We start from the raw sequence: 26,390 nt of genomic DNA, 5'->3' as shown, positions 1-26,390 counted from the left end.
TAACTTGTTTATACCCGCCATAAAGTTGCGGGTATCCTTCCTTTTTGGGATGTATACCCGCCATAAAATGACGTTTATTTTATTCATTCAAATCTAACATTTTTTTTATAGATAATCATACGGGGATATGATTTTTTGTATATTCTTGGTGCTTACATGCGTATATATCTCTGTCGTTTTGCTGCTGCTATGCCCAAGTATCTCTTGTATATACCGTAAATCAGTACCGTTTTCCAGTAAATGCGTTGCATAACTGTGTCTTAGCCAATGTAAGGTAACGGGTTTCTTAATGCCTGTTTTTTGTAATGCTTGCTTCAGAATATTTTGTAAGCTACGTTCATCATAGTCTTGTCCTTTGTTTTGCCCTTCAAAAAGGTATTCAACGGGTTTGTAAGCAATATAGTATGCACGAAGCAATTCGATTATCTTGCTGCTTAACGGTGTAATCCGGTCTTTTCTTCCCTTGGCCTGTTTAATAATCAGGATATTTCTTTTGCTGTCTATATGTTTGGGTTTTAAAGCCAGCAATTCACCGCATCGCAATCCACAACTGTATATCAGCGATAACATGGCTTTGTGTTTAATGTTGCTGTGTGCATCCAAAATTAATTTTATTTCTTCCTTGCTCAATACATTCGGCAACACTTTCTCCCGCTTTGGCCGGTGTATCAGTTCTTCATTCATCACTTTGTTTTCTATGGTTCTGAAAAACAGTTTCACTGCATTCACTATCTGGTTCTGGTACGATGCGGATAGATTGTTCTTTAAAATGAATTCGTTATTGTAAGTGATAAGATCTACATTCGTAATTTCCTCTACGGGCTTGGTATTGTAAAAAAGCAAAAATGATTTCAGGGCATCGGTATATGTTTTTATCGTATTGTCGCTGTACCGTCTGGATTTCAGCCACCGGCTGAATTGTTCCGCCTTTGCGGATTTATCTGCTGCCAGAACCGCATTTTCCAGTTTAAACCGTTTCCGGTTTTCTGCCGTATTCGGCAGGTGCCAGGCTCCTAAAGTGTAGCTCCAGCGTGCATCCTCCAGTTTTTTGATGCGTGCAATCAATTCTTTGCGTTTTTCGAAATACACGGCAATTCTGTTTTCGTGCTTATACTTGACGATACGCGCTTTCCATTCCATATTCTATTCGGTTTAGTATTGAGAGACAAAAATTTGTAAAATTCCATAATATTCTTCCAATTATTTTCCCACTCTCGCCAGCCGAACTTTTTGTCATCTGAAATTTTACTGCTACCTTGTCTCCATGTTTCCGCTTCACAAATTTTGCAGCGCCTGCGGGCAGCCGGTCGTCCTCAAGCCTGCCGAAGGCCGCGAACGTATCGTCTGCGAGCATTGCAATACCATCCACTACACCAATCCCAAGCTGGTGGTGGGCGCCCTCTGTATTTGGGAGGATAAGGTGCTGCTCTGCCGCCGTGCCATCGAGCCGCGCCGAGGCTATTGGAATCTGCCCGCCGGCTATCTCGAAGATTTCGAGAAAACCGAAGACGGTGCCATACGCGAAACCTGGGAAGAGGCGGGTGCGGAAATTGAAATACAGCAGGTGCTGACGGTCTATAACCTGCCGCAGGCGAATCAGGTGTATATCCACTTCCTCGCCCGCCTCAAAGACGGCATCATCCGCAACGGCGAGGAAAGCATAGAATCAGCCCTGTTCTCCGAAGAGGAGATTCCCTGGAAGGAAATGGCATTCTCTTCCTCCGCCTTTGCACTCCGCAAATTCTTTGAAGACAGAAGATTGGGAGTTTTCAACACCCATTTGGCTACATTTCCGGAAAAATAGGAGAAATTGAAAATTTATAATCCACCAAACGTTTGTTTGGTAAAATTTGTATCTTCGTTTAAGTAAACAGACAGATGTTTTTACCGAAAGCTAATCAAAAGCACCTGGAAAGAAGGGATTTTTTAAAACTGTCCGGCATGGCTGCAGCCGGGTTGGCAGTAGCTCGCTGTACTCCAAACATACCAGTTTTGAATAATCAGCGCTGCTTGACCGGCAGCTTCCTTTCCCGAAAAATCATCATTATCGGAAGCGGCTTTGGCGGCAGTATCGCCGCCAGACGCCTGACGGAAAGCGGGCAGGAGGTGACACTTTTAGAGAGAGGAAGAGAATGGACGACGGACGGAACCACCAAAGTATTTTCAGACGCATTCGGTACTGACAACCGCGCAGCCTGGCTCAGCCTTGAAAATCCGCTTCCCTTCGGGTTGCCGATTTCCTACGCCCGCAAATACATCGGTGTCCTCGAAAAATTCAAGGGACAGAATATGTCGGTCAACGCAGCGGCCTGCCTGGGCGGCGGCTCCGTAACGTTTGGCGGCATCTGGGCAAAGCCGTCGGCAGCCGTTTTCAACCGTATCTTTTCCGGTTCGGTTTCCTACACCGAATTGGATACCTCCTATTTCCCGATGGTGCTGCAGGATATGAACTGTACGGAAATTCCGGACACACTGGCGCAGCATCCGTTGTTCCGCTATAAAGATATTTTCAAACAACACAATGAGGCGGCGGGCCTGCAAACGGTGAAACTGCAGAACAATTTCGACTGGTCCGTTTTGCAGGAAGAAATCAACGGCACGAAGGTAAAGTCTGCTGTCGCCGGAGAATGTGTGTTTGGCACGAACAGCGGAGTGAAAATCACCACGAATGATACGTATCTGAAACGTGCAAAAGAAACGGGTAGGCTCGAGATAAAAACACAGACCATCGTAAGGGAAATTGTCCTGAACTGTGATAACAGATACCTGATTTATGCCGATGAAATAGACGAATCTGGCAGTGTGACGGCTTCCGTCATCTATAGCTGTGCGTATGTTTTTTTGGCAGCCGGTTCCATCGGCACTTCCGTTCTGTTGACCAAAGCGAAAGCAAAAAATACGATTCCCTACCTGAACGGGTTTGTCGGGCAGGGTTGGGGCAATAACGGCTCTTCCTTATTCCTGAGAGGCGGTATCAATGTGGCGACCGGAGCACAGCAAAGTTTCCCGCCTGTATATGCCGCGCAGGATGTATCAAATCCTGACATGCCTTTTTATATTGAGAATTTCCCGTTCAACTTTTCGAGTATTGATTTGCGGGCCATCGGGTACAATTTTATGGGATTGCATAACTCCAGGGGTATTTTTAAGTACAATGCCGCTACCGATACGGCTGACCTGATTTATCCACAGCGCAGCCTGAGCAATCAGCAGGTGATGAATGCCGCTGCCAAGGCAATACTGGACAGAATCATCTCGCAGAATGGGGGCGCATTGAACGGATTACTGGGCGCCATCCCTTTGGATACCTCTACCTACCATCCGCTCGGCGGTGCCGTGCTGGCAAAAGCAACGGATGATTACGGCAGGATAAAAAATAATGCCAAACTATACGTCATAGACGGAGCGTTGCTGCCGGGTGCGGCGGGTTGCAATCCGGCATGGACGATCTGCGCTTTGGCGGAGCGAAATATGGAACACATTTTAAACAACGATTTTTAAGAAACAGAATGAAAGATACTCAGGAAATCAATTCAGGTAAAATCAGCAGACGCCGGTTTGTGGCATTAAGTTCCTTATCGGCGGCGGCAATGGCTATGGAAAGTTGCGGAAAAGTGACTTACAATCCCTATCATTGCGATACGGCTTCATCATCTGTCAAAAAGAAGGCAATCGTTATCGGCAGCGGATTTGCCGGTTCCATTGCCGCACATCGCCTGACGGAAGCCGGCCATGAAGTGTTGTTATTGGAGCGGGGAAAATTCTGGGATACCGGTGACGGCACCCGTTCCATCTTTGCGCCACCTGCAGGAGTGGCGATGGATCAGATTGTGACGACCAGGGCGGATAAACGCTCGACATTTTTAGGAACGATCTGTGCCAACCCATTTTTGCCTCCTGTTTACAGGGTCGATAAATACATTGGTGTCATGGAACGGTTTGAAGGAAACAATATGACGGTCATCGCACCTGCATTGTTAGGCGGCGGAACGGCGGTGTACGGCGGCATTTTTTCTCAGCCCAAAGAGGAAATGTACAATCAGGTGTTTCCGCCGGAGATTTCGTATGCGGAAATGAACAGTAAATGGTATCCGCTGGTGAAGGAGAAATTCCAGGCAACACCCATGCCGGAGGATATCGCGCAGCATCCGAATTTTCACCATTATGAGCGGTTTAAAACCGAAAATCAAAATGCGGGTCTGGAAGTGGAGAAAGTGGATATCACGTACGACTGGAATAAGATACGGGAAGAAATCGACGGAACACGCATAGCATCTTCCATAAAGGGAGAATCCATGTTCGGCTGCAGCAGCGGGGCACGTCACAGCGCGGAGTTCAATTACCTCAAATGGGCACTGGATTCGGGCAGGCTGGAAATCAAGACCCAGTCCGTGGTGAAAGATATCGCTAAAAACTGTGACGGAAATTATACGGTCTATGTGCACGAAATTGATGAGGTGGGAAGGGTACTGAACAGAGTGACCTATGAATCGGAATACCTGTTTCTGGCTGCAGGTTCCGTCAATACGTCCAGACTGATGACAAAGGCAAAGGCAAAAAGCACGCTCCCTGATTTGAATGAGGAAGTAGGCATGGGATGGGGACATAACGGCAGTTCCTTTATTTTGCGCCAATCCCTGAGCTATCCTTCCGGAAAAGATCAGGCCTTTCCGCCAAATTATTCCACACCGGATTTCAATAATCCGATAGCGCCCATCTATATTGAACATCTCGCATTTCCGCTGGGATTTGAATGTGATTGTTTAAGCTACTTTGCCATCGGACTGGTGAAAAATTTCGGAACATTCCACTACGATTCTGCAAAAGATGATGTGTACCTCGATTATCCGCCGGCCGGACAATCCTATCAAAAAACGGTGAATCAGGCGTTTGTGGAAACCATTAAGAAAATAAACAGGATTAACGGTGGTTCAAACAGCACGATTATAGGACAGGTTCCCAAATCCGATTCTTCCGCCCATCCGTGCGGCGGAATGGTGATTGGTAAAGCCACCGATTTCTATGGCAGGGTGAAAAATAACGACAAGCTGTATGTCATCGACAGCGCATTACTGCCGGGATGCTGCGCAGGCTCCAATCCGGCTATGACCGTTTCCGCTTTAGCCGAAAGGAATATGGAACATATTTTGAACAATGATTTCTGAAATGAACAAAATTCAGTTTTACTTTTTATATTTGTAACATAACAGACATCAAATGAACACATCAAAATTTTGGGTAATCACCGGTTTAATCACTGCAACCGTCATTTTCAGGCTTATCCCGCATCCATTCAATGTTACGCCCGTTATGGCGATGGCCTTGTTTGCCGGCGCTAAATTTCAGGATAAGAGATGGTCGCTCCTCATACCGGTATTAACCATGCTGGTGAGTGATGTGCTGCTTTCTTATATCAACAATTACACCCTGCTGCACAATACCATCTTTTTTGTGTACGGTGCCATCCTGCTGAGTGTTTGCCTGGGCTGGTTACTGCATTCCGATAAAATCAATGTGGTTAAAACGGCTGCGGTTACACTCGTCAGTTCCGTCTTGTTTTTCATTATCACCAATTGAGGTGTGTGGATGTTTGGCGGTTTGTACACCGCTGATGCAGCCGGTCTTGTCAAATGTTTTATCATGGCGGTTCCATTCTTTAAATACAGCCTTTTAGGTGATATATTCTTTGTTGCAGTACTCTTCGGTGCGTATGAGTGGATAAAATCCGTGTACCCGAAATCATTGGGAATGTCTGCTGAAAGAGCCCGCTAGACATTAATCTTTTTGTATTTTTTCCTTATCGGAATGTTATTTTAACACGTGTTCGAATCTTTACTTTTCGTTCGTAAGGCATTATTGTCTACATTTGCCTCACTAAATTTTAAATAGTGTCATTAATAAAATCCATATCAGGCATTCGTGGGACGATAGGCGGAAAACCGGGCGATGCGCTGACACCGATTGATATCGCGAAATTCGCACTGGCGTTCGGTACTATCCTCAAACAGAAGGATGGAAAAAAAATCGTGGTGGGCAGAGATGCCCGCATCTCCGGCGAGATGGTGCATCATATTGTAGTGGGTAATTTGCTGGGCATCGGACTGGATGTGATAGACATCGGACTGGCAACCACGCCGACTGTAGAGATGGCGGTGACGGCAGAACAGGCGGATGGCGGCATCATCATTACGGCGAGCCACAATCCGAAACAGTGGAATGCCTTGAAATTGCTGAACAATAAAGGGGAATTCATTTCCGAAAAGGTGGGGCAGGATGTGTTGAAACGCGCCAATTCCGGAAAGTTTGATTTTGTGGAAGTCGATCAGCTGGGTGTTGTCACCCGGAAAGACTACCTCGATTATCACATTGAAAAGATACTGGCCATTCCATTGGTGAACACAGCTGCCATCAAAGCCAAAAAATTTAAAGTGGTGGTGGATGCCGTTAACAGTGTGGGTGGTATTGCCGCTCCGAAATTATTGAAGGCATTGGGCGTAGAGAATATTGTGGAACTGTATTGTGAGCCTACCGGCAAATTTGCGCACAATCCCGAACCGTTGCCGGAACATCTGGCCAATCTGGCATCTGAAGTCAAACAGACGAAATCGGATATCGGTATCGCCGTGGATCCCGATGTGGACCGTCTGGCTTTCATCGATGAACAGGGTATTCCATTCGGAGAAGAATTCACGCTGGTGGCCATTGCCGATTATGTGTTGCAGTTTAAAAAAGGAAACACCGTTTCAAACCTGTCTTCTACAAAGGCACTGCGGGATATCAGTCAGAAACACGGCGTGGAATATCATGCTTCGGCTGTGGGTGAGGTGAATGTGGTGGAAAAGATGAGAGCGGTCAATGCCGTCATCGGCGGCGAAGGAAACGGCGGTGTCATCTATCCGGAATTACACTACGGCAGGGATGCACTGGTCGGAATCGCCTTGTTTTTATCGCATCTCTCAACATCCAACAAAAGTATGCACTCGCTGAGGTCGCAGTATCCGAATTATGTGATTTCCAAAAATAAGATACAGCTCGAGCCGGGAATGGACCTGGCGAATATCATTCAGACAATAAAGGAAAAATACGCACAGTATCCGCAGAATACCAGCGACGGACTTCGCATTGACATCGACCAGGATTGGGTGCATCTGCGCGGCTCCAACACCGAGCCGATTATCCGGATTTATGCGGAAAGCTCTACCGAAAAAACAGCCAATAATATCGCCATGAAAATGCAGAACGATATTATCGAAATCCTCAAAGGCTGACGAGTATCTATTCACATCCGCAACGTACTGTTGAATCAATTACATTACAGGTTGTTTTTTATTGCAGTGCATAGTTGTAACTTGTGTGCTGTAAACGGAAATACATTTTGGCGGCTACCCTCGATACCATCTGGAAAAATCTGCAGGCAAAGAAGTTTGACCCTGTTTATTTCCTGTGCGGCGAAGAATCGTATTATATCGACCTGATAGAAAATTTCATTTCGGATAATGCGTTGGAACCGCACGAAAAAGATTTTAATTTTTCCCTGTTTTACGGCAAGGACAGTGACCCTGTTCAGGTAATCAACGAAGCGAAACAATATCCGACGTTTGCCGAACGAAGGGTGGTTATTGTCCGGGAGGCGCAGGAATTTAAGGTAAAGGACTGGGAAGTGGTGGAAAAATACCTCGAAAATCCGGCAGCTTCTACGGTATTGGTCTTTTGCCATAAGAACAAGACGCTGGATAAACGAACCAGCCTGGCAAAAGCGATAGAGAAGAAAACCATCTATTTCGAATCGCAGAAAATTACGGAAGATAAGCTGCCCGCCTGGATTTCGGGGTATGTAAAAAAGAACCGCTTTTCCATTTCGGATGCCGCCGCTCGGGTATTGGCGGATAATCTGGGGAATGACCTTTCCAGGATATCCAATGAAATGGATAAACTGTCTGTGATGTTGCCGGAAAAAGCAGCCATTACGGAAGAAATCATTGAAAAGTATATCGGCATCTCCAAGGAATATAACGTTACGGAATTCAACAAGGCCATCATCCAGCGGGATTTTTCCAAAGCGATGAAAATGGTGCTGTATTTCGAAAAGAATCCGAAGGCAGGGCCGCTGATTATGATTTTAGCCTATCTGTACAATCACTTCAGCAAATTGTTTGTCGTACAGACCATAGGCGATGCGAAGGCCGCCGCCGCCGTTATCGGCTGGATACCCAAAGATGTCACGGACGGACTGAGGTATTATCCGCTCCCGAAAACGAGAGAGATTGTACAGCTGATTTGTGAGTACGATGCCAGGGCAAAAGGGCTGTACGCCACCGGTGGTACCACGGATGCCGATCTGATGAAAGAATTGGTCTATAAGATTGTACACTGAGGATTATTTTTCAAATCCGAATTCCTCAAAGATAAAATTCAGTTCCCGGCAGATATGCTCCTTGTCAAACCCGTAGGTTTCGAGGGAGTAGGAGTGTTTGCTGGTATATTGTTTGGCGGAGGATGTCGCATTTTCAAGCCTTTCCCTGAACTCCGGCGTTATTTCAAGTTTCAGTTGTTCGTATATCTTCAGAATCGTTTCTTTCGGCTGTAATACAAAATCATTGTAAGAAATGGTCATCAGGTTTTCCTTTTTAAAGGAAAGTTTTTTTTCATTGAAGTACTTGTAATATTCGATTCCCAATTCACCCCATTCACGGTATGCGTCTGAATTTTTGGGTATGTCGGGATAAAACAGTGACCAGGGTTCAGCAAACATGGACGTGAAAGATGGAATTGCCTGATACGGGCTCCTGACTAAAAATACAATCTTAACATCCGGGAATAATTCCTGCAGCAGTTCCAGCCTGCCGGAACTCATCACGGTTTTACTCAAAAATATTTTATCGCTGCCTAATGCATACATCCATCGCTGAATGGTGGCAAGGTAGAATTTCTTGATATCCTCCCTGCTCTTTGCATCCAGTTTATCCGGTATATAAAGCTCTTTGAATTCATTTAAGAACGGGGTGACCAGTCCAACGGAAGGAGAAATGCCAGAAATGAAATGCAAACCCTCGTCCTCATCGGATTTATTAAAACCGGTGGCATGAATGTCATCCCAGCCTTTGAATAAAATACCATTCACGAAATCCAATAGCTTATGTAAAGGCATTCCAATCTTTTTGTCCACCGTATTGAAAAACTGCATCATCCTGTAAAAGGTGATGGAAGGGAAGGTCGTCTGGTAAAGGAGGTTGAATACAAACTTTTCTTCGTCGAGGCACATAAGGCGGTGCATGAAGGTGGAGCCGCTTCTGGGGTTGCTGATAATGAAGACGGGCTGTTTGATTTCAATTTCCCTGTAGTTGGGAAATAAAATCTCATCCATCAGCCTCCAAAGGGTATTGGTGATGCCGACAATGTTTAAAACGATGAAATAGAGGATGCCGATGATGAATCGCCTGGGGCTGGGGCGTTTGATACAGTGGATGTGCACAAACTTCAGATGCGTTTGCATACGGACATAATAGGTGGAGGCATCGATAAAGTTCATCTGTAACGAGGTGCAAAAATAACATTAATCGGCAAAATAGCACTATTCCTCACCAGGTTAACTGCGCTTATTTAATGGTACAGTTCTGTTCACCCAAAATATAGCCATTGTCATCAATAATGGAAATGATATAGTCCCCGGGTTCTTCAATCTTGGAATAGGTGGCTGTCCAGCTGGTTCCTTTCTTTACGGGCATTTCCTGGCTGTAAAACCGTGAAAAGTAGAATTTCTCGACCCGTTTGGCGATGCTTAATCTGTACTTTGCACTGACAGGGTAGGTTTTATCATGATGATAGACGACGCATATCTTGTCTGTCTTTGCCTGCCATTCCCTTTTGGATTCCGTAGGGATACCCTTGCCGGTATAGGATTTGCAGAGAAAGACTTCACCGGCAAACAGGGAAAAACTGCAGGTAATTAGAATTGTGAAAATTTGTGTTTTCATGTCTGTATTTTAAAGTTCCACGGTACCTCTGAGATGACCCATCTGACGCAGTATCCAGTTTTTCCTTTTCTTTATATAACCATTGGGTTTGCCGGCATTCCATTTTCTGGGATTGGGCAATACCGCAGCAATCAGGGCGGCCTCGGAAGATGTCAGGATTTTTGCATCCTTCTTGAAATAGGTCTTGGAGGCAGCCTGCACCCCGTAAATGCCATCGCCCATCTCAATCACATTCAGGTACACTTCCAGGATACGTTTCTTGCTCCAGATAAGTTCGATCAGGAAGGTGAAATAGACTTCCAGCCCTTTGCGAAGGTAACTGCGTTGCGGAAACAAATAGACATTCTTGGCACATTGCTGGCTGATGGTACTTCCGCCCTTGATGGGCTTGCCTCTTTTCTTCAGCTTCTCATTTTGCTTCACTACTTTTTCTATGGCTTCAAAATCGAATCCGAAATGTTCGGCGAATTTCTGGTCTTCCGAAGCGATCACGGCTAATACAATATTGGAAGACATATCCTTTAAGGGTACCCAATCTTTTTTAATTACCGGAAACTTTCCTTCTGCCACCTGTTCAACACAACGTATGAGCATCAGCGGGTGACCGGAACGGGATAAACCGAAAGGCGATGGCGGATAGGATACTTAAGACAAAAAAAGCGATGACAGCTCGCTTCGTCCATTTCCATATTTTCCGCACGTAAAGATTCATCTTATGTTAACTGCAAAGTTGAAAAAGTAACGTAACTTGCCTGAATTGAAATATCCACGTTATGTTAATGACGAAGAAGTTTGAAGAACTCCCGCACCCCGATACCCTGAATATTTTTCTTGGGAATCTGCTGCAGTTAAGAAATGAACGCATTCAGTTTTTCCAGAGCCAAAAGAAAAAGATGGGCGATATGTACCGGATAAAAGTTCCGACACGCAGGGTGGTGGTGCTGACTGATCCGGAATGGATAAAATATGTGCTGGTCGATAACAATAAGAATTATACCAAAAGTTTTGCATATGATTCCATCCGACTTTTTCTGGGAAACGGATTGCTGACGAGTGAGGGTGAATTCTGGAAAAGACAGAGACGGCTGGCGCAGCCGGCCTTTCACAAGGAAAAACTAAACCTGATGTTCCGCAATATGGTGGAGCAGACGCAAAAATGCATCGGTCATCTCGAAAAGTATGCCGATACGAACCAGCCGGTCAATCTGGGTAAGGAATTATACAGGCTGACACTGGATATTGTCAACAGCACACTCTTTTACAACGAAATAGAAAGCACCACTGACAAGATCTACAGCCTTGTTTCTGAAGGAAGTGAATTCATCACACAGCGTATCGACAATCCGTTCCACCTGCCGGACTGGGTGCCTACGCCGCATAATCTTAAAGAAAAGAAAGTGCTCCACTCCATGGATGATGTGTTCTTTTCCATCATCGACCGCCGCAGGAAACAAAAAGAAGACCATGAAGATTTGCTGTCCATGCTGATGGAAGCCCGCGACGAAGAAACGGGAGAAGTGATGAGCAACAAACAGCTGCGCGATGAGATATTGACGATTTTTGTAGCAGGACATGAAACCACCCAGATTGCGTTGGGCTGGACGTTTTATCTGCTTACACAACATCCGGACAAGCGGGCTGTTTTAAATCAAGAAATAAAAGATGAACTGAAAGGTGAAATCCCGACGGCGCAGACTATACGGGGATTGCATTACCTCAAACAGGTGATTGATGAATCCATGCGTTGTTTTCCCGCCGGCATGGATTATGGGGCGCCGTACCATAGAAAAAGATATAATCAACGGCTATGAAATTCCACCCTATACCAATGTCATTATGCCCATTTACGTGGTGCATCACGATGAGCAGGTGTGGGAACATCCGTTTGATTTTGTGCCCGAACGGTTTTCGTTTGAAAACCTGAAGGAAAAGCATAAGTATTCCTATTTCCCGTTTGGCGGTGGCCCGAGATTGTGCATCGGAAATAATTTTGCCATACAGGAAATGCAGGTGTGTTTAGCCATGATCCTGCAACGCTTTAATATCGAGGTGGATGAACATTTTGTGCCGGAATTAGACCCGTTGGTGACGCTTCGTTCCAAACACCCTATATATGCAAAAGTGTGGAAAAGGAAATAGGGATATACGTTGAATAGTGGTATTTTTGAAATAATAACTTTTATTGATTTATAATGGCAGCAACTGAAACCATCCGAATTCCTTTAGGCTATCAGGCACCCGATTTCCGACTGCCGGATACCGTTTCCGGTAAAGAATTTTCTTTAGAGGGGCTGAAAGGAGAAAACGCGACCGTTGTCATGTTTATCTGCAATCATTGTCCGTATGTCAGGCATGTGAACAAACAGTTGGTCAGCCTGGCGAATGATTATATGCCGAAAGGTGTTGCATTTATAGCCATCAGTTCCAACGATATCGTCAACTATCCGCAGGATGCGCCTGAATTGATGAAAGAGACTGCTTTGGAAGAGGGATATCCTTTTCCCTATCTGTATGATGCCACTCAGGAAGTGGCAAAAGCCTATCACGCCGCCTGTACACCAGATTTCAGTATCTACGACAAGGGGTTGAAGTGTGTGTACCGCGGACAACTGGATGATTCCCGCCCGAAGAATGACAGCATTCCGGATGGAAAAAGACATTCGTGCTGCACTGGATAATCTGTTGAACGGAATGCCTGTAAGCGATAATCAATTTCCCAGCATGGGATGTAATATAAAATGGAAGTAATTTGTAAGTTGACGGTTATTCATTATTTGACTGAAATTTAAGAAAATAATGCACATAACTTATAACTTTATAACCCATAACCTGCATGAGTTTATTCAAAAAAATAACTGAAAATCCGATTGTGGAAAGCGCAAAGGCTTTTCAGAATGCCACTAAGACGGTGAATAATCTCTTTTCACTCATTTCGGACAATAAGGTCTCCACGTCAGTGCGTGAAATGATTCAGGGGTTGCGCATCGTCATCACTGAAAAACCCAACATCACTTCGGTCAACCATTACATCAACCACTTTTTGCTCAAGATAGATCCGGAAGGGCAGCCCATCCTCATTAAGGAGTTGTTGGAAGTGTTTCAGGAGCGCTGGAAAAATGTGGACAGAAAGACAGCGGAAACAGCCAGCCAGACTTTTGATTTTGAGAATAAGACGCTCTTGTTGTTCGGCAATGATGTAAATATTCAGTCATTGGTGGATTTGCTGAATGTGCATCAAAAAGAAGTTCAACTTAATCAACTGGTTTCCCTGCAGGATAAAATAGGAAAGGAACAGGCTGCAGAGCTCGCTTCCAGAGGCAACAAAGTAACCGTCATCGATGATGCCGGACTCGGCAGGTTTCTGCCGGAAGTGGATGTCGTTCTGATGGGTTGTGATATCATCATGCATGAAACATTCATTACGAAATCGGGCGCGCATCTGTTGGCGGCGGCGGCAAAACAGTATAAGATTCCGGTTTATGTGCTGGCAGACAGCCGCAATATCCTGAACAAGAAATACTTTCCGCAGTCGGTATTGGGAACATTTATCGGAAAGGAAGAGCGGTCAGGAGATGAAATCTGGAAGAACCCTCCGGAGAATGTGGAGGTCATTTTCAATCATATAGAAGCAATTCCCAATAGGCTGATTACCAAATTTATTTTGGAAAAGGAAGCCCTGACCCCGCATGAACTGACAGAAAAGATTGATAAGGTGCTCGTCCTAACTTCTTTTAACACAATAAATGGTATGGATTTTGTGTTTAATAACACAAGTGGGTATTTAGACGGTGGAAGAATGGATTTAAAATTGATTTTTGTTTCAGCTACCGATTGCTATTTATTAATTACAAAAGAAATGACACAGGCGGTTCAAATCCAACAACGACAATCCGATCAGCAATCCATCCTGATTACGATCATAATCCTGTCATTGCTGTCAGGGGCACTCTTATTTATAAAACTTTCCCATCCAATTGTGGAGGATGCCATCTCCGGTGTGCTGATTGATTTTGGTGACAATGAAGATGGTTTGGGAACCGATAACGAACAGGATGCCGGCGGACAGAATTCATCACCCGCGGAAGCGGTTTCAGTCCGCAACCAACACCGCCCGCCCCCCACGCCGGTAAAAGCGACAACCACGCCTGTTAAGGCACCTGCAACCAATACCGTCGTATCGGAAGACCCGCAGGCGGTAGCCATTGCAAAAATGCAGAAAGAGGAAAAAATCCGCCAGGAACAGGCCTTGAAGGAACAGCAGCGCATTGCAGCGTTGGTGAAAAAGGCGGAAGCGGAACGTCTGGCACGTGAAGCGGAGGAAAAGAAAATCAAAGACCAGATGGCGGGCGTTTTTACCAAGGGTAAAAACGGTAAAGGCGATGGCACCGGCAATGCGAGTGGTAACGGAACCGGCAACGGCGAAGGCAACACCAAACCCGGCGGCAACCAGGGTGCTCAATGGGGCACACCCGGCGGCGATAAAAACGGCACAGGAACAGGTACCAGCGGAACCGGCCCCGGCAGCGGCGATGGCATGAGCTATGATCTGAAAGGCCGCACGTGGAGGCAGAAACCACTGGTGTTTGACAACTCCCAGAAAACCGGAAAAGTGGTGGTGGCCATAAAGTGGACAAAGGGGTAATGTGGTATATGCCAAATACCAGCAGAAGGGAAGCACCACCACCGACGCCTACCTGATTCAGCTGGCGGAACAGGGTGCGATGAAAGCGAAATTCAGCGCGGACTTAGGCGCGGAAGATGAACAGTTCGGTACGATTTCCTTTAAGTTCAGCGTGCAGTAAAAATAAAAATAAGTGTATAATATTTTCTACCTTCCTTTATGTGAATTAATTCGGTTTCTAATATTTAATTATATAATTCCCTTCAGGCTGTTTTACGCCGTTTAACAAAAACAATCCAAATATATCAATGAGCATGAACTTTCGATTCCCTATGTTTTCGATTTCTTTGCCGCGACCGATAGTTTTTAATGCGGAAATAGCATTATAGCTGGTAAGTGCTGCATTGGTTTCTACATACATGGGACTTCCATCATCACCTCCCAAAGCAGAAATGTACTCATTGCCTAAGAAGATTAGATCTTCAAAATCTGTTGCAAAAGCTAAATTGCCCGTTGGAGTTACACAAACATCATTGACGTTAGTCCAGCTCAAATCCGAACTGTTTAAAATCTCCGTGACAGCAAGCCCTGCCGGATTAACTTTAAATAATTTTTCGTAAGAATTTAGAATGATGAGAGAATTTATTGCGCTAGAGTAAAAGAATCTTAAATCGTCATAACCTGCATTAAAACCACTGCTGGTAGTTTGAAGTACGTTCGAAGAGTTATATTTGCTGATGAAGGATTGGGTTGATATATAATATATATATTTATTACCGGTGTTATCTTCCGCATATGAGAAATAGGGGGTATAGCCTGTTTGAACTGAAAAGAAATCGCTGTTAAGTACCGTACCGGCAGGATTGATTTTTAAGACATACGGATTGAAGAAAGCGGGATTATAAGGAGTATTTCTAAATTGCTGATTACCACATATCAGAGAATCTATCCTTATTTCACCGATGAAAAGCAATTACCGGAATTATCTATTCCTATATTTCTATTTTCATAGGGATAATCAAATCCTCTTGTACCGATACCTTTTACCCAGCCGAAGTTTCCATTTGCATCATATTTTGCCAGAAAACGGTCAGTACCAAAAGTGGCGTCATATTTTTGGATTCCAATCATATGGTTTATACCATTTAGTCTGATACTGTCATTTAAAATTCCTGAGATATAAACATTACCGCTGTTATCAACTGCCATTTGTTTAAAGGCATTGCCATAGCCAAATTCAACTTTTACCCATAATGTATTTCCTAGAGTGTCAAATTTTGCTAAAAACGCTTTAGTCCCTGGATTTGGATTTGAGATAGTCTGGTTTCCTATTTTTACAGATGAATTATTATTTATTTGACCACAAACGTATATCCAGCTATTAATAGCTTTCATCACCAATCCAAACATTTCCATCGGCTACAAAGAATGCGCTGACGACATTGTTTAAATCTGATATGTTGCCTCTTGCACCGGCGCCGATGCCGTTATTGCTGCCACTTGATGGGAGGGTAATGCTGTTGCCTTTACTGATGGAAAGTGTATTTCCTGCAATACCCAGCGTTTGTAATTCATTGGTACTGTCTGCATCTGCATCGTTCTTGTTTTTAACGTTTTCTGCATAAAGCGCATATGGAACACTTAATAACTGTGATGTACCCAATAGCTGATAGGTTGTTCCCCCGCTAGGGTCAATTTCCACTTTTGCAAAATACGTATTCACTCCCCAGTTAATGGAAGCAAATGTTCCCGATAGTACAGAGCCTCTGCCTATTTCAATATTAAATAACCCTAACTGATTGGTCGTATCGGCAAAACTTTCCGAATAAACCAATGTCCCGGATGAACTGCCGCTTAAAATACTGATTTTAACACCCAACGCAGTGTTTGCCAGCGGTGTTCCTGAATTATCTCTTGCTACCGCCTGGTAATTGACGGCCTGCGGTGTCTGAGCATAGACAATAGTCACAAATGTAACAGCTATAAGGTATAAGCATAGTTTTTTCATGGGATATTAATTTTGGGATGATTTTAAAATTTTATAGGTTGTTTGATTATTGTCGCTGATGTCTTTAAAATTCAGGAAATAGATACCGGAAGAAAACGGTGATAAATCGACATTCTTTTCTGTGCCGTCTAATTCTATGTTTTGCAGTTGTTTTTTCCCGTCGATACTGATTATATCCAGATAGATTTTTTTTGTTGAGGTACCTTCGGTTTTTATTGCAATGATCCCGGTTGTAGGATTAGGATACACATTAATTTTAACGTCACTAAAAAGTGATTCACTGATACGGGACACCACCTGATAGTTAGGCTGGTTAAAGCCTTGAGTGAGTATCATATTGGGGTTGCTTTGTTAAGGATGATAGGTTCACCCTACAGAATAGTTTAAACCCATACTGCTGTTCGAAACGGATTTCCCGGAAGATGAAAATACCTGCTGACCATACACACTCGCCAAAAGGAAAAGATTGATTAGCAAGAAATGAAACTTTTTCATAATTTTAATACAAGTAATAGATGCATTTTTTGTTTAAAAGAGGATTTTTTTTTAAATAAAAATAACTTTTCCACGCACCCGCAATTAAGAACAATAAAAAAAGGAAAATACAGGCGAATAAAGAACCCTATTTTTTCCCCCCTCACACAATTTTCACGGGACAGGCGGAAGAGGGAAAAGAAGGAAAAAAAACGGGGAAAAGGACCATCGAAAATTCCCAGGCCACCCACCCTTAACCGGAATAAGGGGGGAGAAAAAAAAAGGACGAAAAAAAAAAATAAATTTTTTTTTTTAGCGTTCAGACGCCCCCCCCGAAAGGGGGGGAGTGCAAAAAAGACCAAAAAAGGCCAGGGGGATAAAAAATGCCCCCCCCCCACCCGCGGACAATCCAAAACCCCCCCTTCGGAACACAATATTGCCCATCCACCATCAAAAACACACCACCCCCCCCCCGCCCCGAGCGCGCAATGGGCCCCAAAACCCCCAAACCCCTATCTTTTAAAAGCCCCCCGCGCCCGGTAACCGGAACGGCCCCCCTTATTTCCCTCTCCCCCATAACCCACTAACCGCCACTTTTCCTACTACCCCCCCCCTTTCTCCGAACCACAAAAAAAATCGCCACCCTGTTTTTTTCCCCCCAAACAGATAAAAAAATAAAAAGCAGGGGGGGGCGGCTACAACCCCCCCGGGTGAGAGCCCCGGTGGTAGGGGGGGGAAACCCCCAATTGAAAGGGGCGCCCTACCGCAACAATGCTCCCCACCAAAAAAACCCCTAACCCCGCGCCCACCGCCCCCCCCCCCAGCCAACAAATCTACGCCGACCACCCCCCTATTTGGGGAACCCCCCCAACCCCGGCAACCCCCTCCACCCACGGCCCCTGCCCACACCACTTCAAAAAGAATAGTCTGGAGAAAAAGGTTGCTAACAAAAACCTAGCTCTGGGGTGCCTTTTTTCAGCGGAGGATTCTTTAAAAATAAAATTCACCCCCAAAAAAAAGGGGGCGACACCCCACAAAGTGGGAAAAACCCAATAAAACTAAAACCTTTAAAACATAGGTTTTTGAACCTGAGCTGTAAAAAAATAAAAAAAAAATCAATATTTTAAATAAAATTATTAATACTATTTAGATTAAGTCTGAATAATAATTGATTATTCGATTTAATAGAATACAGTGCCCGAGAGCAATTCCATTCAATTTTTGTTGTTCAAATCATGCAGACTACCACCGAAATACTAATTAAGAATAAAAGGATTGTCCCTAAAGAATTTAATAAGATTGCCGGCAAATATGATTTTGCAACGGCTTTGAGCCAGGGCTATCAGGATGATTTGAACCGGAGTGCCAATCTTCTGCAGTTAAAAGGTGATGAACTCGTCTTGGATATCTGTTGCGGAACAGGCAAATCGACAGCAGCCCTGCTTCCTAAAATGACCACCGGTAAAATTATTGCCATTGATAATTCTGAAGATATGTTGTCTGTTGCGAGACAAAAGTTTTCGAAACCGATAGCTCAGCGAAAGATAGATCTGCAACTGCAGGATGCCATGCAGCTTGATTTTGCAGATGAAAGTGTGGATGCGATATTTATGGCCTACGGCCTGCGCAATATGCCTGACTATGAAAAGTGTGTGGACAATTTATTTCGTATGCTCAAACCCGGCGGGCAGCTGGTCATCCACGACTATTCGCTCCGGGATACGTGGTATGCCAAGCTGTTTTGGGCGATATTGGGATACGGATTCATTGTGCCTTTCTGTACTTTGGTTTCCGGTTCGTCTACGATATACACTTACCTGATAAAAAGTGTACTGAAGTTCTTAAGCCCGGCAGAAATAATTGACTTGCTGATAAGGAAAGGGTTTACAGAAACCGGCATACTGCAACAACCGGGATGGCGAAAACCTATTCTGCACGGTTTCAGAGCGGTGAAGCCCTAAATTAGTTGCCGTAATTTCCTTTTATTTCCTGAACTTTGCAGCACACAACACCTTAAGGGATGACCTACGCTGAGACGCTCGACTATTTATATGAAAAACTGCCTATGTTTTCCCGCATAGGGGATGCCGCCATCAGGAAAGATTTAACGAATACCATTGCGTTGTGTTCTTTTCTGGATAATCCTCACCAAAAAATAAAATCGATACATATTGCCGGTACCAACGGCAAAGGTTCCGTGGCACATATGCTGGCTTCTGTATTGCAGGAGGCTGGCTATAAAACGGGTTTATACACCTCGCCGCACCTGAAAGATTTTCGGGAACGGATTAAGGTAAACGGCAAACCCTGCAGTGAAAAATTTGTCATCCGGTTTGTGGAAATGATTAAACCTGAGATCGAAGCGCTTCAGCCTTCCTTTTGAGAGATAACGGTGGCGATGGCATTTGAGTATTTTGCAAAAGAAAGGTGGATATAGCCATTATAGAGACCGGGTTGGGGGGCGGCTGGATTCAACGAATGTTATCACGCCTGTTCTATCCGTCATTACCAATATCAGCTTTGACCATCAGCATTTGCTGGGAAATACGCTGAAAGAGATAGCGGAGGAAAAGGCAGGCATAATCAAACCTGCGATTCCGGTGGTGGTAGGAAGAAAAAACCCGGAAACGGATGAGGTGTTTGTGAAAAAGGCAACGGGTATATATACCACCGTCTTTTTTACGGAGGATTGGGTGAAACGGACCAAAGTAACCGGTACCCCGAATTTTCTCTTAGTGGATGCGGTCATAGAAGATACACACTACAATGTCTGCTGTGATTTGCAGGCAGCCTACCAGGAAGAAAACATAAAGACTGTATTATTAGCCATTCACCTTCTGAACAAGTATAAGCTGCTGTTGATTAAGGAAAAGGCGCTGCAGATTGGATTTTCCAAAGTGAAAGAAACTACCCGGCTGATGGGAAGGTGGCAGGTTTTGGAACGCCATCCCAAAATAGTGGCGGATGTAGGACACAATGAGGATGGCATTCGAAAAATACTGGAGCAGCTGAAGTCAGAGAACTATAAGCGATTGCATATCGTTTTTGGCGTCGTCAAGGATAAGGACATACAGAAGATACTGGCACTGCTTCCGAAAGAGGCGGTCTATTACTTTACGGAACCACCCTTGCCGCGCAAGCTGCCGGCAGAGGATTTGTATCAATCTGCAAAGCTATATACCCTGAACGGGGATGTTTTTCCGCATCCGAAAGATGCCCTTGGCGTTGCAAAATCCAGAGCCGGAGACACGGACCTGATACTGGTGCTGGGCAGTTTTTTTGTTGTGGGTGAAATTATCTAATGCCTTTATTTTCAATAAGCGATATATGGTTTTAAAAAAAATACCGGCTATATTTGGTTAAACCATTTTTTTGTTTAATTTGTGGGAACATTAAACACAACATGGCCAAAAAAATCCCATTTACGGTAGAAAGAACATTTAAATCCTCTCCCGCAATTTTATATTCTTTCCTTACCACCCCTTCCGGGTTGGTACAGTGGTTTGCAGATTATGTGGATTTGGATCCGAATGGTGAGGTATTCACGTTTGAATGGAATGGCGAAGAACAGGTGGCGGAGGTGCTCGCCTATGAAGATGATGAATTTATAAAATTACGCTGGGAGGATGAAGAAGATGATAAGGCATTTTTTGAATACCGCATCCGCGTAACCGATATCACCAAAGAGACCATTCTCACCGTGACCGATTATGCGTACAAGGATGAATTAGACAGCTCGAAAGAACTCTGGAAGAGCCAGCTGAATGATTTGGCCAAGGCCCTGGGAAACGGATGACAGGAAACCCGGAATAAGGAGAAAGTTAAAAGGGATTAGGCATCGCACAGCGATGCCTAATCCCTTTTGAAAACAGTATATATATCATGTTGTTTTTTCGACCACTACCGCAGTGCCGTATGCCAGCACTTCCGTAATTCCGCTGATCACTTCGTTCGCATCATACCGGACATTGATAATGGCATTGGCGCCTTTTTCATTGGCATGTTTCAGTAAAAGCTGATAGGCTTCCTCCCGGGTTTGTTCGCACAAACGGATATAAATCGAATTGCGTCCACCGAAAATAGAAATCAGGCCGCCTGCAAAATTGCCGAAAATACTTCTGCTCCGTACTGTAATGCCACGGATGATTCCCAAATGTCGGGTGATTTTGTACCCTTCCAAAAAAGTGGAAGTGGTAACCAGTTGTTCATTGACCATGATAGATCAGATTTTACCCATTAACTGTGTAAGGCATGAAATAGTTCCCTGAAAACATGGCGTTACCGGGTGAAGTGAGAATCGTCGCGGCTGATGGACTGATAGGCGCACATGTAAATGATTCCCGGAAATTTTTCAATCATCTGGTAGTTATGCGTGGCAAATACCATCGGCGTTTGTGTCTCCTTGAAAATGGAATAAAACAGGCTCATGATTTCATCCGTTGTTTCGGGATCCAGGTTTCCGGTAGGCTCATCGGCCAGTATCAGCTCGGGATGGTTTAACAGTGCCCTTGCAATGGAAACACGCTGCTGTTCGCCGCCGGAAAGCTGGTTGGGATATTTGTTGATCTTATCACTCAGCCTTACCATAGCCAGTGATTCTTCTATGGTACTTTTTATCTTGTTTTTATCTTCCCAGCCGATGGCTTTGAGCATAAACTCCAAATTGGCAAAAACCGTCCTGTCGGTCAGTAGCTGAAAGTCCTGGAATACGATACCCAAACGCCGCCGCAGGTTGGGAACATCGGAACGTTTTAATGTTTTCAGGTTATAGCCGCAAACATCCCCGTCGCCGATGGTGAATTCCATATCTCCATACAATGTTTTGAGCAAACTGCTTTTGCCGCTGCCGGTTCTGCCAATCAGGTAAACAAAATCGCCTTTGCGTACTTCAAAATTGACATTGTCCAGTACGAGATGGTCGCGGTGCATGATTTTGGCATTTTTGATATCTACCACACGCGGCATTATCTTGGATACACTCGGATTATTTATTTCGATAGCCTCTGCCATGATGATTGATATAGTTTATATGGAAACAATTGAAACTGGCTTCCATCCAGCAAATCTACAACAAAAATAAAATCGAATAATTCCGTATTTTTGCCCATTATGTTAACAAATGATATACTTTTAAAGGCAGCCAGAGGCGAGCAGGTGGAGCGCATTCCGGTATGGCTGATGCGACAGGCGGGCAGGATATTGCCGGAATACAGAGCGGTGAGAAGCAGTGTGAACGGCTTTAAAGAGTTGGTGAAAAACCCGGAATTGATTTGCGAAGTGACGATACAGCCGGTCGATATCTTAGGCGTGGATGCCGCCATCATTTTTTCAGATATCCTGGTGATACCGGAAGCGATGGGACTGAATTATGAAATGGTGGAAAGCAAAGGGCCGTTTTTCCCAAAAACAATACAGTCAGAACAGGACGTGCTGGCTTTAACAACCGATGTGGTGCCAAATCTGCAGTATGTGTTTGATTCCATCCGATTGACAAAACAGGCCTTGAATAACCGTGTTCCATTGATTGGTTTTGCCGGCGCCCCCTGGACGATTTTTTCCTACATGATTGAAGGAAAAGGGAGCAAGACGTTTTCTCAGGCAAAGAAAATGCTGTACACGCATCCGCAGTTGTCACACAGCTTATTGACAAAAATTACGGATGCTACAATTGCTTATCTCAAGCAGCAAATCAGTAGCGGTGCGGATATTGTGCAGGTATTTGACAGCTGGGCGGGCGTGCTCAGCAAGGCACAGTATGTAGAATTTGCATTGCCCTATATGCAAAAGATTGCCGCATCCATTACAGAGGTGCCTGTTATTTTGTTTGCCAAAGATGCGCATTATATCTTGGCGGAATTCGCGCAGACGAATTGTTCGGTCATAGGACTCGACTGGACGATAGAAACTGAAAAGGCGAGGACTGAGGCTCCCAGCAAAACACTGCAGGGCAACCTGGACCCTTGTGTGTTGTATGCGGATAAACAAACTATCAGGTCGGAAGCGGAAAAGATGCTGCGTGCATTTGGCAAGCAAAACTATATCTGCAATCTCGGACACGGTGTGTATCCCGATGTCGACTTTGAAAAAGCCAAATACTTTATAGAAGTGGTGCAGGATTTCAGATAAGAAAACCGCTTGCTCATTTTAATTACCTTCTACAGATTCATTTCCTGGCATTCAGGACGTTGGGTGTAGCTTTGGAACATAAACCAAAAGCTATGAAAAACCATATCAATTACAGCGTTGTCTGTTTTTTTACAAACCTGCTGCTTATCCTTGCCATTGCTTATGGTTCTCATGCAGCATCAGCCGGCAATTGGAGCGGTTCCGGATGTGATACGGCGGATTATCAGACACTACTTTTGCAAACGCGGAAGTAATATTTTTCTTCAGGTATTGTATTATTCGAATTAATTATATAATTTCAGTAAACTAAAAAAATAAGATTATGAGAAAGATCATTTTAATTGTCGTTGCCATCGCCGCATTAGCCGGTGCCTGGTACCTGGGAAAAACAACCGGGAAAGATTGTTGTAAAGAAACAGGAAAAGCTGGTGAGTTAGCGGCAGCCAATGAATTTCCGGATGGTAAGAATTCCAAATTACGAAATTTGGTTGTACTTCATTTTGAAGAATACTTAGACAATTATACCTACTACGTAAAAGTTAATAACTATGAAGACTTCAAACTTGAAATTATAAAAGATACAATTCAAGGATTTTACTACTCAGGATTTTTTCAATCATTCAAGAATGTTGGTAGTGGAAATTCAGAAAGTCATGGACGTGATAATCCGTTAAAGCCGGATAAGACATATGATAATAATTTTACTATTTATGCAGTTAAAGATGGCACAGGTGAAAGAATTGAGATTGGATACTACACAACTGGAAGTTTTAAAGGTCAAAATTTATTAGACCACAAGACAAATTTAGTTTATCAGTTTGTTTTTATACCTAAGTTAGATAAGGTTCTTCCACAAAAGAAAGAAAAAATAATTTTACCGCTTCAGAATCCGCCTATCAATCCGATAGGCCCTGCTCCGGGACCAGGATAGCAAATATAGGATGTATCTAAAAATAAAAACAGGCTGTCTTCGGACGGCCTGTTTTAATGATGCAGGTGCTGTAACAGGACCTTTACCAGGTTTTCGGGATTGTAGGGTTTGAATATCAAATCATCAAATCCGTAAGAGAGCAATTCCTCTTTGCTTATGGATAAGAGGCCTGCCGTTGTGGCTATGATACGGACATCGTTTAGCGTATTGTCTTTTCTGATGGTAACGGTGGCTTCCATGCCATTCATTTCGGGCATATCTAGATCCATCAGGATAATTCGGGGATGCCGGTGTTTTGCTGATTCCAGCGCTTCTTTCCCATTTTCAGCTTCTGTAATTCGGATTTCCGGATTAAAATGCTGTAATATATCTCTGGTGGTTATCCTGCTTTCAGAATTGTCATCAGCAATGAGTAATTCCATTCCGGATAAAAGACATACCTCCAACTGTTCATTTTCAGAAGAGGTTTCGTAAGTACCGCGGGCAAGCCTGAACGGTAAGGTTAGAATAAATTCTGTGCCAACGTTCGGCTGACTTTTAAGTTCTATCTGACCATTCATCATTTCAGCCAGCTTTTTGGAGATGGCAAGCCCAAGGCCGGTTCCCCCGAACTGCATGGAGGTATGTTTTTCTGCCTGTGTATAGCGTTCGAATAATTTTGCAGCTTTTTCCGGGGCTATACCGATACCTGTATCTTTTATACGTATTGTAAATCCTTTTTCTTCTTCGTTGAGTTCGAGTTCGATTTTTCCCTTTTCTGTAAATTTAAATGCATTACCAACCAGGTTTATCAGGATTTGTCTTACACGATTCATATCGCCGACTACCAGTATGGTTTCGTCCAGGGAGGAATGGTTTCTAAACAGGAACTCTATTTCCTTATCTTTTGCCTTCTGCTCAAATTGGAGATACATGTTCTGTAAACATGTCAGCAGTGAAAACGGCTGATAAACTATGTCTAGTTTCCCGGCTTCAATTTTTGAAATATCCAGAACATCATTTATGATGGATAGCAAACCTTCCGCATTTATGTGTAATCGTCTGACATATTCATGCTGTTTTGCGGTTAATTTGTCTTGTTCCAGTAAATAGGATATTCCCAGTATGCTGTTGACCGGCGTTCGTATCTCATGACTCATATTGGCAAGAAAGTCGTGCTTCAACTGTGCCATCCGTTCCGCATTCTCCCTTTCCATGGAGATGGTTTTTACTTCATGGCTGATTTGCAGGTTTCTGATCTTTTGATTTGACTCCTCATTAAAGATCCGTTCATTTAGTTCGTGATATTTCAGCAGTAAGTGGAAAGCTTCTTTATATCGGTTCTTTTGCTGGTACACCTCATAATATAGTTTGTAGCATCTGAGCAGTATCTCATTGGCAGAAGAGGCGATGGCATCCCTTTCAATTTCGTTAAGGACCTTTTTACATTTGGTGTAATTTTTAATGTTCAGCAAGGTATTGGCATAAATTATCTTTGCTTCCAGCAGCTCTATCTGGTTTTTATTTTTGCGGAATATCTTGATGGATTCTGTAACAAAGTCCATGCATTTTCCGTATTCCCTTTTCTTCTGAAATAGTAAAGCCAGATTACAGAGACAGTAGCCCAACAGTATTTCAATATTTTTGTTTTTCCCTTCTGATTTTATGATTTCAAGCCCGTTGTTTAATATGGTTTCTGCATAAATGAGATTTTTTTCAATAAGGCACATGCCGTAGTTATTGTACAGATTCGCAAGTATGTAGGTATCTTTTATTTTAAGCCCGTATTTTAATGCGGTTTCAAACTCCTTATAGCATTCTTCATAATTCTTGATATAAAAATACTGATTGGCGGAAACTATGTAGGTGGAACATTTTCTCCTGTCGTCATTCAGCTGTAATACATATTCCTTGCATTGTATCAGATATTCTTCGGCTTGCGCGTAGTCACCCAGCAGCTGATAGGTGTTGATCAGGAATGAGAACATTAGCAGGAGTTCGTCCTGGAAATGTTCCGTCTTTGCCAGTAAATAATTCTTTATACCGATATCTAAAGCGTCCTGCAGGTTGTTATTTTGAGCGTAGTAGCTGGTCAGGAATGCACGGGTTTTGCAGAGTAATTTTTTATTTTTATTTGTTTCTGCCAGTTCCTCACAGGTTTTCAGCAGCTTGTATTCTTGTTCCTGGTCATTGGATTTTTGCTCAAACCAGTTATAGTCGTAAATGAATTTTTCCGCCTCTTCAATATTGGTAATTCGTTCCATAGCTTATTTTGGT

25 protein-coding genes and 3 pseudogenes are annotated in these 26,390 nt (G+C 43.8%); 17 read left to right on the top strand and 11 right to left on the bottom strand.

Features of this window, described 5'->3' with window-relative positions:
- Positions 1–105 precede the first annotated feature (105 nt).
- Positions 106–1,140, bottom strand: a complete 1,035-nt coding sequence (locus tag IPM95_08975) for a site-specific integrase (GenBank protein ID MBK9329425.1) — start codon at positions 1,138–1,140, stop codon at positions 106–108.
- Between the two features lie 124 nt (positions 1,141–1,264).
- Between IPM95_08975 and IPM95_08970 the strand changes: the two genes are divergently transcribed.
- The 6 genes from IPM95_08970 (at position 1,265) to holA (ending at position 8,374) form a co-directional block, all read left to right on the top strand.
- Complete coding sequence (locus tag IPM95_08970; GenBank protein MBK9329424.1) at positions 1,265–1,804, top strand: NUDIX hydrolase; 540 nt, start codon at positions 1,265–1,267, stop codon at positions 1,802–1,804.
- Positions 1,805–1,878: 74 nt separating this feature from the next.
- Positions 1,879–3,501, top strand: a complete 1,623-nt coding sequence (locus IPM95_08965; GenBank protein ID MBK9329423.1) for a GMC family oxidoreductase N-terminal domain-containing protein — start codon at positions 1,879–1,881, stop codon at positions 3,499–3,501.
- Entirely contained in the window at positions 3,441–5,165 is a 1,725-nt protein-coding gene (locus tag IPM95_08960; protein ID MBK9329422.1) for a GMC family oxidoreductase, read from the top strand. The genes IPM95_08965 and IPM95_08960 overlap by 61 nt, the downstream gene beginning before the upstream one ends.
- A 52-nt stretch (positions 5,166–5,217) precedes the next feature.
- Positions 5,218–5,577 carry a hypothetical protein gene (locus IPM95_08955; GenBank protein MBK9329421.1) on the top strand — a complete coding sequence of 120 codons (360 nt, stop codon included), beginning with the start codon at positions 5,218–5,220 and terminating at the stop codon, positions 5,575–5,577.
- A gap of 311 nt (positions 5,578–5,888) precedes the next feature.
- Positions 5,889–7,268, top strand: coding sequence for a phosphoglucosamine mutase (glmM, locus tag IPM95_08950; protein ID MBK9329420.1), 1,380 nt, complete (start codon positions 5,889–5,891; stop codon positions 7,266–7,268).
- A 107-nt stretch (positions 7,269–7,375) separates the two neighbouring features.
- Entirely contained in the window at positions 7,376–8,374 is a 999-nt protein-coding gene (holA, locus tag IPM95_08945) for a DNA polymerase III subunit delta (GenBank protein ID MBK9329419.1), read from the top strand.
- 3 nt (positions 8,375–8,377) lie between these two features.
- Here the strand turns inward: holA and IPM95_08940 are convergent, their stop codons facing one another.
- The 3 genes and pseudogenes from IPM95_08940 to mtgA form a co-directional block, all read right to left on the bottom strand.
- Positions 8,378–9,529 carry a sulfotransferase gene (locus tag IPM95_08940; protein MBK9329418.1) on the bottom strand — a complete coding sequence of 384 codons (1,152 nt, stop codon included), beginning with the start codon at positions 9,527–9,529 and terminating at the stop codon, positions 8,378–8,380.
- A 67-nt stretch (positions 9,530–9,596) separates the two neighbouring features.
- Positions 9,597–9,974, bottom strand: coding sequence for a hypothetical protein (locus IPM95_08935; GenBank protein ID MBK9329417.1), 378 nt, complete (start codon positions 9,972–9,974; stop codon positions 9,597–9,599).
- A 9-nt stretch (positions 9,975–9,983) separates the two neighbouring features.
- Positions 9,984–10,686 (bottom strand): annotated as a pseudogene (gene mtgA, locus IPM95_08930) (monofunctional biosynthetic peptidoglycan transglycosylase).
- A 67-nt stretch (positions 10,687–10,753) separates the two neighbouring features.
- Between mtgA and IPM95_08925 the strand changes: the two are divergent.
- The 5 genes and pseudogenes from IPM95_08925 to IPM95_08905 all read left to right on the top strand — a co-directional run bounded on the left by IPM95_08925 (position 10,754) and on the right by IPM95_08905 (position 14,776).
- On the top strand, positions 10,754–11,785 hold the full coding sequence (locus IPM95_08925; protein ID MBK9329416.1) for a cytochrome P450: 1,032 nt from the start codon (positions 10,754–10,756) through the stop codon (positions 11,783–11,785).
- Positions 11,742–12,113 (top strand): cytochrome P450, encoded by a 372-nt coding sequence (locus tag IPM95_08920; GenBank protein ID MBK9329415.1) that lies wholly within the window; start codon positions 11,742–11,744, stop codon positions 12,111–12,113. The genes IPM95_08925 and IPM95_08920 overlap by 44 nt, the downstream gene beginning before the upstream one ends.
- 53 nt (positions 12,114–12,166) lie before the next feature.
- A pseudogene (locus IPM95_08915) lies at positions 12,167–12,722 on the top strand (thioredoxin family protein).
- An 85-nt stretch (positions 12,723–12,807) separates the two neighbouring features.
- Positions 12,808–14,616 carry a hypothetical protein gene (locus IPM95_08910; GenBank protein MBK9329414.1) on the top strand — a complete coding sequence of 603 codons (1,809 nt, stop codon included), beginning with the start codon at positions 12,808–12,810 and terminating at the stop codon, positions 14,614–14,616.
- Position 14,617: 1 nt separating this feature from the next.
- The gene (locus IPM95_08905; GenBank protein MBK9329413.1) at positions 14,618–14,776 is read left to right on the top strand and encodes a hypothetical protein; all 159 of its coding nucleotides are present in this window, start codon (positions 14,618–14,620) and stop codon (positions 14,774–14,776) included.
- A 57-nt stretch (positions 14,777–14,833) separates the two neighbouring features.
- Here IPM95_08905 and IPM95_08900 read toward each other — a convergent pair whose 3' ends face one another.
- Genes IPM95_08900 through IPM95_08885 form a run of 4 tightly spaced genes read right to left on the bottom strand, consistent with a single transcriptional unit; the run spans position 14,834 to position 16,939 of the window.
- On the bottom strand, positions 14,834–15,568 hold the full coding sequence (locus IPM95_08900) for a hypothetical protein (GenBank protein MBK9329412.1): 735 nt from the start codon (positions 15,566–15,568) through the stop codon (positions 14,834–14,836).
- A complete protein-coding gene (locus IPM95_08895; GenBank protein ID MBK9329411.1) occupies positions 15,547–15,990 on the bottom strand; it encodes a hypothetical protein in 444 nt (147 codons plus the stop codon). Before IPM95_08895 ends, IPM95_08900 begins: the two co-directional genes overlap by 22 nt.
- Positions 15,977–16,603 carry a hypothetical protein gene (locus IPM95_08890; protein ID MBK9329410.1) on the bottom strand — a complete coding sequence of 209 codons (627 nt, stop codon included), beginning with the start codon at positions 16,601–16,603 and terminating at the stop codon, positions 15,977–15,979. Before IPM95_08890 ends, IPM95_08895 begins: the two co-directional genes overlap by 14 nt.
- 6 nt (positions 16,604–16,609) lie before the next feature.
- Positions 16,610–16,939 carry a T9SS type A sorting domain-containing protein gene (locus tag IPM95_08885; GenBank protein ID MBK9329409.1) on the bottom strand — a complete coding sequence of 110 codons (330 nt, stop codon included), beginning with the start codon at positions 16,937–16,939 and terminating at the stop codon, positions 16,610–16,612.
- A gap of 1,373 nt (positions 16,940–18,312) precedes the next feature.
- Between IPM95_08885 and IPM95_08880 the strand changes: the two genes are divergently transcribed.
- The 3 genes and pseudogenes from IPM95_08880 to IPM95_08870 all read left to right on the top strand — a co-directional run bounded on the left by IPM95_08880 (position 18,313) and on the right by IPM95_08870 (position 20,873).
- The gene (locus IPM95_08880) at positions 18,313–19,038 is read left to right on the top strand and encodes a class I SAM-dependent methyltransferase (protein ID MBK9329408.1); all 726 of its coding nucleotides are present in this window, start codon (positions 18,313–18,315) and stop codon (positions 19,036–19,038) included.
- Positions 19,039–19,097: 59 nt separating this feature from the next.
- Positions 19,098–20,379 (top strand): annotated as a pseudogene (locus IPM95_08875) (bifunctional folylpolyglutamate synthase/dihydrofolate synthase).
- Between the two features lie 101 nt (positions 20,380–20,480).
- Positions 20,481–20,873: an SRPBCC domain-containing protein gene (locus tag IPM95_08870; GenBank protein MBK9329407.1), complete on the top strand. Its 393-nt coding sequence runs from the start codon at positions 20,481–20,483 to the stop codon at positions 20,871–20,873.
- A gap of 84 nt (positions 20,874–20,957) precedes the next feature.
- Here IPM95_08870 and IPM95_08865 read toward each other — a convergent pair whose 3' ends face one another.
- Entirely contained in the window at positions 20,958–21,293 is a 336-nt protein-coding gene (locus tag IPM95_08865; GenBank protein MBK9329406.1) for a YbjQ family protein, read from the bottom strand.
- A gap of 62 nt (positions 21,294–21,355) precedes the next feature.
- Entirely contained in the window at positions 21,356–22,042 is a 687-nt protein-coding gene (locus IPM95_08860) for an ATP-binding cassette domain-containing protein (GenBank protein ID MBK9329405.1), read from the bottom strand.
- Positions 22,043–22,183: 141 nt separating this feature from the next.
- On the opposite strand from IPM95_08860, the gene hemE reads away from it, so the two are divergent.
- The 3 genes from hemE to IPM95_08845 all read left to right on the top strand — a co-directional run bounded on the left by hemE (position 22,184) and on the right by IPM95_08845 (position 24,134).
- Positions 22,184–23,203, top strand: a complete 1,020-nt coding sequence (gene hemE, locus IPM95_08855) for a uroporphyrinogen decarboxylase (GenBank protein ID MBK9329404.1) — start codon at positions 22,184–22,186, stop codon at positions 23,201–23,203.
- Positions 23,204–23,295: 92 nt separating this feature from the next.
- Positions 23,296–23,457, top strand: a complete 162-nt coding sequence (locus tag IPM95_08850; GenBank protein MBK9329403.1) for a hypothetical protein — start codon at positions 23,296–23,298, stop codon at positions 23,455–23,457.
- A gap of 68 nt (positions 23,458–23,525) precedes the next feature.
- Complete coding sequence (locus IPM95_08845; GenBank protein ID MBK9329402.1) at positions 23,526–24,134, top strand: hypothetical protein; 609 nt, start codon at positions 23,526–23,528, stop codon at positions 24,132–24,134.
- A 53-nt stretch (positions 24,135–24,187) separates the two neighbouring features.
- Here the strand turns inward: IPM95_08845 and IPM95_08840 are convergent, their stop codons facing one another.
- The gene (locus IPM95_08840; GenBank protein ID MBK9329401.1) at positions 24,188–26,377 is read right to left on the bottom strand and encodes a response regulator; all 2,190 of its coding nucleotides are present in this window, start codon (positions 26,375–26,377) and stop codon (positions 24,188–24,190) included.
- Positions 26,378–26,390 lie beyond the last annotated feature (13 nt).

The organism is Sphingobacteriales bacterium (assembly GCA_016719635.1).
GTDB lineage: Bacteria > Bacteroidota > Bacteroidia > Chitinophagales > JADIYW01 > JADJSS01.
Note: the sequence above shows the minus strand (reverse complement) of the source record. Positions and strands in the feature narration are given on the sequence as shown.